Annotated in this window: 6 protein-coding genes and 1 pseudogene; 2 read left to right on the top strand and 5 right to left on the bottom strand. The window is 50.4% G+C overall.

Going from position 1 to position 5,118, the window contains the following annotated elements; all coding sequences use genetic code 11:
• Together QCH34_RS06525 and QCH34_RS06520 are read right to left on the bottom strand one after the other, a co-directional pair.
• Positions 1-466, bottom strand: a 466-nt coding sequence (locus QCH34_RS06525; RefSeq protein ID WP_300332001.1) for a uroporphyrinogen decarboxylase family protein, incomplete at its 3' end; no start/stop codon positions are given.
• Positions 463-1,104, bottom strand: a complete 642-nt coding sequence (locus tag QCH34_RS06520; RefSeq protein WP_300331996.1) for a cobalamin-dependent protein — start codon at positions 1,102-1,104, stop codon at positions 463-465. The genes QCH34_RS06525 and QCH34_RS06520, both read right to left, overlap by 4 nt.
• 198 nt (positions 1,105-1,302) lie before the next feature.
• On the opposite strand from QCH34_RS06520, the gene QCH34_RS06515 reads away from it, so the two are divergent.
• Both QCH34_RS06515 and QCH34_RS06510 read left to right on the top strand, forming a co-directional pair.
• Positions 1,303-2,466, top strand: coding sequence for an AAA family ATPase (locus QCH34_RS06515; RefSeq protein ID WP_300331992.1), 1,164 nt, complete (start codon positions 1,303-1,305; stop codon positions 2,464-2,466).
• Between the two features lie 2 nt (positions 2,467-2,468).
• Positions 2,469-3,041 (top strand): hypothetical protein, encoded by a 573-nt coding sequence (locus QCH34_RS06510; RefSeq protein ID WP_300331989.1) that lies wholly within the window; start codon positions 2,469-2,471, stop codon positions 3,039-3,041.
• A 4-nt stretch (positions 3,042-3,045) separates the two neighbouring features.
• Here QCH34_RS06510 and hmgA read toward each other — a convergent pair whose 3' ends face one another.
• The 3 genes and pseudogenes from hmgA to cofH form a co-directional block, all read right to left on the bottom strand.
• A complete protein-coding gene (gene hmgA / locus QCH34_RS06505; protein ID WP_300331986.1) occupies positions 3,046-4,254 on the bottom strand; it encodes a hydroxymethylglutaryl-CoA reductase (NADPH) in 1,209 nt (402 codons plus the stop codon).
• 60 nt (positions 4,255-4,314) lie between these two features.
• Positions 4,315-4,587: a hypothetical protein gene (locus QCH34_RS06500; protein WP_300331982.1), complete on the bottom strand. Its 273-nt coding sequence runs from the start codon at positions 4,585-4,587 to the stop codon at positions 4,315-4,317.
• Between the two features lie 34 nt (positions 4,588-4,621).
• Positions 4,622-5,118: pseudogene (gene cofH, locus QCH34_RS06495) on the bottom strand (7,8-didemethyl-8-hydroxy-5-deazariboflavin synthase subunit CofH); the annotation flags it as partial.

Below are 5,118 nucleotides of genomic sequence, written 5' to 3'. Positions count from 1 at the left end.
CAAGCTGCATCACAGGAAGAGAGAACGGGGAGATAGCTACACCCGCAACCGGAACAGAATCGCCATACCGGTCAGACAAAATCCGGGTTACCTCGAGCATCCGTTGAAGCGGAGGGCATTCAGCCGGATCCGGTACCTCAAGAGAGCTAATCGTCTCGGGATTCCGGATGGGCGGGGCTCCGGCATTTGGCGGACCGTTCTCAAAGAACCGGACACTCCCCCCAAACGCCTCCACTTCAGCCGCCCCATAGCAGAAACCGGTGAGGCAGTCGTTGCCATATTTCTTCATCAGAAGCTCCTGGCCTTTGACCACATGTTCGACCTTCTGATAGTACTCCTGAATCGAAAGGCCAAGCTCACGGGCCCCGTGCATCGTGAGATTCAGGAAGAGCGGAACACGATCCGGCTCTTTATGGGAGAGGGCAGTCAGCGTCCGCTCAAGCGGAGTCATCTCATCCCCACTCATACCTTCCCTCCTTCCAGGAGAGCAACAGCTTCTGCCGCATCATGGGCAAAGGCATCAGCTCCCACCTCCTGCCAGAGCTGCTCATCAAAGAGGAAGGGAGCACCGCCGACGATCACCCGGACAGGTATTCCTTCGTCATGGATTCCATCCATCAGGTGCCTGACCTCAAGTGCTGCACGGAGCATCAGGGCAGATATGAAGAGCACCTCGATTCCATCCCGCTTTATCAGTTCAAGGAGCTCGGGAACGGTAGTCCCGGCACCATAATCCTCGACACGATACCCTGAAGCATGGAGGGCTGCAAGAACGGTCTCTTTGCCGAGAGTATGGAAATCTTCAAGAACCACAATCCCGATCTTCGGCTGATCCTGCCGTATCCCTGACACAGGAACCGGCAGGCTGCGGATGTACTCCTCGCAGATCCTCCCGCTCACATAGATCTGGGAGAGGGCGGCATCCCCCAGAGCCCATTGTTCGCCAATTGACCTGAGTGCAGGCTCGATCAGGGCGGATATGCAGGCATATGGTTCATCGGGATTGCATGATCCCCTGAGGATCTCCCTTGCCCCGGCGGAATCTGACCTGAGGAGGGCCGACTCAAGTGCCTGTACTGAAGATCCATAATCTCCGCTCTTCATAGTTCTTTTAATGCCATTTTGTTACGATAAAGGTTTGGAGAGCAAAAGAGGGGAGGGATCTATCAGTTTCTATCAATTTGTTTTAATTTGATAGTTGTGATGCAAAGTCCATGGAGCGGCAGGGTCATTGAGGAGAATGGAGACGCAAACAAGCTGATCACCCTACCTATAAATAGTTACGACTGAAAAAGAGGTATAATGGGCAGAATTCATACACTCCATATCGAGAATTTCAGAGCCATCGGGAGCCTCGACTATGCTCCACGGCAACTGAATATCATCTGCGGGAAGAATAATACCGCAAAGTCTGCCCTTCTGGATGCTATTTTTCTCAATGGAACAGGAGAATACAAGAGAGATCAGTTTCTCTTGAATGAGAATAGAGAGAATCTAATAAAAGTCAACGAATCAAAGGCAACAATTTACTCAAATCTGAACGCTGTCACTATTTACCAATCGCTGGATGTATGTAAGAAGGAAGACCAAAAAACATACGAACATATCAAAGAATCTATCATACTAATTCGAATCAACCAAATTGAAAATTATATCAAAGATATTGAAGATAATGATAAACTCCGGGAAGCATACATAGAGGTGATTTTTGAATCTCTTGAATATATTATTATCACATCAGATTTGAGTTATCAGATTATACCATACCAACTCATTGAAAGGCAAAAAATATTTGACCGTTTTCAACATGTCATAGAAAATTCTGAAAAGGTCAAGCTACGAAACAGGCATTTCTATCTTCTAAAAAGCAGAATATTTTCCCCCATTTCTTTGAATAGACCCTCAAATAAATCGTTAAAGTTGATTCATCCCCCAATAATAAAAGTATCTCACGAGGAGAAACTCTCTCCCGAACGAATGGATGATGAAGAGATTCACCTCCTTGAACAATTCATCAAAGAACACAACCTCGTTCGGAACCTTGAACGGCTTACCCAGAATAATATCCTCTACAGAAGAGGAGATGAGATTGAAACCATTCCAATATCCGCACATGGTGACGGATTTATTACACTCCTCTCGTTATTCCATTATCTGCGTAAATCACAGGACGGAATCCTTCTCATTGAAGAACCTGAAAACCACCTCCATCCTGAGTACCTCGCTATCTTTATTGAAACCCTCTTCACCTATGCTCCAAAACTCAATGTCCAGGTCTTCATGACAACCCACAGTTATGACCTCATCCAGACAGCACTGGATTATCCGGAGGATGATGCAGAAAAAGAACTTCTCCTCATCTCAAAGATGACAAGCGACGGCGAGACTATTGAGAAGTATGATTATACCGTCGATGAGGGGCGCAGAGTAACCGAAGAGCTGAAACTTGATCTTCGGGGCATCTGAGTATGCCAGAAAAAACAGTAATCCTCTGTGAAGGAGTACATGACCTGATCTTCTTCTCAATTCTCCTTGAACAGAAGGGAATTCGATATCAGTTGGTACATAATAAAGATCTCACAGAATCGCGAGAGCGAACCCCCGAATCCAACAAAGTCAGGGATTTTATCGGCAGAAGAGGGAGAAGCGTACAAATTCTCATCAAAGACGAAGATGGATGGAAGAACTGCATCGATAACTTCGTTATCCTCTATGAAGACATGAATCCAAAGTACAGGTTGTTGCTCTGCCTTGATGACGATCAGAAGACACGGGAGAGACTGAAAAGAGCGGCCAATGAGAGATTCCGAAAAGATATTCTCCTTCAGCAATCCGAATTCTCATTTCAGACCAAGGATGCGATCAAGCATCAGGTTTTCTTTATCCCAGGCTCACTGGAAAGGCAGGTAAAGGAGATTACCGGAAACAATTCCGATCTCAAAGGAGATGAGGGAAGACGCATCCTCAACTCATTCATCAATCAATGCCAAAGAGAAGAGATACCATGGTTCCTTGAACTTGCATCCCTCCTCTCCAACTAAGATTTCACCCTCTCCCAAGCTCCTTATGCGCCCGTGCAAGGTGCTGTGCCGCCAGAGCCCCAAGGAGCGAAAGTTCCCCGGCAAGCACTCCTGCCGCCACGATCTCGGCAAACGCCTTTGCATGTGCACCGGGGGGATCCCCGCTGCCAGCAACCCCGAGGAGAGAGAGGCAGGCTGCCTGTGTTGCAATCCCTGTCCCGCCGCCGACTGTTCCAACCTGCACTGCAGGAAGCGTCACCGCCACATAGATCCCGCCATCCATAGGATCAGCTGTTGTAATGCAGGATGAACCCTCCACCACGTGAGCCGGATCCTGGCCACAGGCGATATAGAGGGCGGCGAGGATATTTGCCGCATGGGCATTGAAGCCAAGCGCTCCGGCACGGGCGGATCCAACCAGGTTCTTCCGCATATTCACCTCGGCAAGAGAGGCAGCATTGCATTTGAAGACGTCACGGCAGAGGGCATCGGGAAGGAAGACTCCGGCTGTCACGGTCTTACCACGCCCTTCAACGAGATTGATCGCAGCTGGCTTTTTGTCTGTGCACATATTTCCGGAGAGTGCAACCAGCCGGGCGCCGGTCTCCTCTGCGATATAATCTGCTGCCTTCTGCGATGCGATCGTCACCATATTCATCCCCATCGCATCTTTGGTATCAAACTCAAACCTCAGGAAGACGCTGGTTCCGACGATATAGGGAACAAGCCCGATCAGCTCGCCATGCGAGGTTGTCGATTCTGCAATCTCCTGGATCTCCATAAGGTGATCTTCGGCAAACGCCGCCACCTCATGGGCATGGGCAACAGATCTCGCAGCAAAGACCGGGGCACGGGTCATCCCATCGCGGAGGATCCGGACTTCTGCACCTCCTGCTTTTGTAATCGCAGAACAGCCCCGGTTCACCGAGGCAACCAGCGCCCCCTCGGTTGTGGCGAGCGGAAGCCATACAGTCCTGTCAGCATACTCACCCTTCACAGGAACCGGTCCTGCCACCCCGACCGGGATCTGGACGCAGCCGATCATATTCTCGCAGTTCCTGGCGACCACCCGGTCAATCGGGATCGAATATGATGACAGAGGAGAGAGATCAGATCCTGTCTCCTCCTCAATATACTCACGCCTGAGAGAGACCGCGTCGTCTGGCGGCAGCACCTTCTCAAGAGCGTACAGCTTCAGGCGTCCTTCCCTCAGATCCGATCGATACTGATCCATGATCAGTCTTTACTCATCCATGGCAATGTAACTTTTGAAGAGGGGGCAACAGGGAAGAGCTCACCGTTCCCGTTCAACCCGCTTGACTTCCATCGTGATCTGGCCGCCTGTTTTTCGGGAATGGTACTTTGCAATACGCTCCCACCGCATCCGATCATTCTTCTTCAACATCCGAAGCCACATCGTGAGGGAACGATCCCGCTTGCTCCTCCTGCAATCAAGGCAAACAGGAAGCTTCCTTCCCCGTTCGGCACCAGCCATGGAAGCACCCTGGGGACCGGAACCGGCAGCCGTCAGCACCCTTCCGCAGTAAACACAGCTTGCAAATCCCATAAAAGTAAAAGAACGCCAGTTCCTATATAGGTTATCAGATCTGCTGATACAGCGTTGTCCGTTCACGGAGAGGTCGTCCAAGATCTTCTGCCATCCGCTTCATCACGAGCGGGTCGAGGAAATCTGTCTGGACTGCCCCGGCACTCTTTGAGATAGACTCCTCATAGACCGTCCCGCCGAGATCATTTGCTCCGGCAATCAGCAGAAGCTGAGCCATCTTCTGCCCGAGCTTCACCCAGGAGACCTGGATATTTTTGATATTATCGAGGAATAACCGGGATACCGCATGCATCAGGATATCCTCCCTCCCGGTAGCACCGGCACGTGCGAGCCCCTTTTGGTAGATCGGGGTCTGCTGGTGGATGAATGAAAGGGGGACAAACTCCGTGAATCCAGCCGTTTCATCCTGTATATCCCTGACTATCGCAAGATGGCGGGCGCGATCAGCATCTGATTCGATATGCCCGTACATGATGGTCGCTGTCGTCGGGATACCCATGCTGTGGGCTTCGGTAATAATCCGCACCCATT

Source organism: Methanocalculus sp., from assembly GCF_029762515.1.
Classification (GTDB): domain Archaea; phylum Halobacteriota; class Methanomicrobia; order Methanomicrobiales; family Methanocorpusculaceae; genus Methanocalculus.
This window is presented reverse-complemented; position numbering and strand designations above follow the sequence as displayed.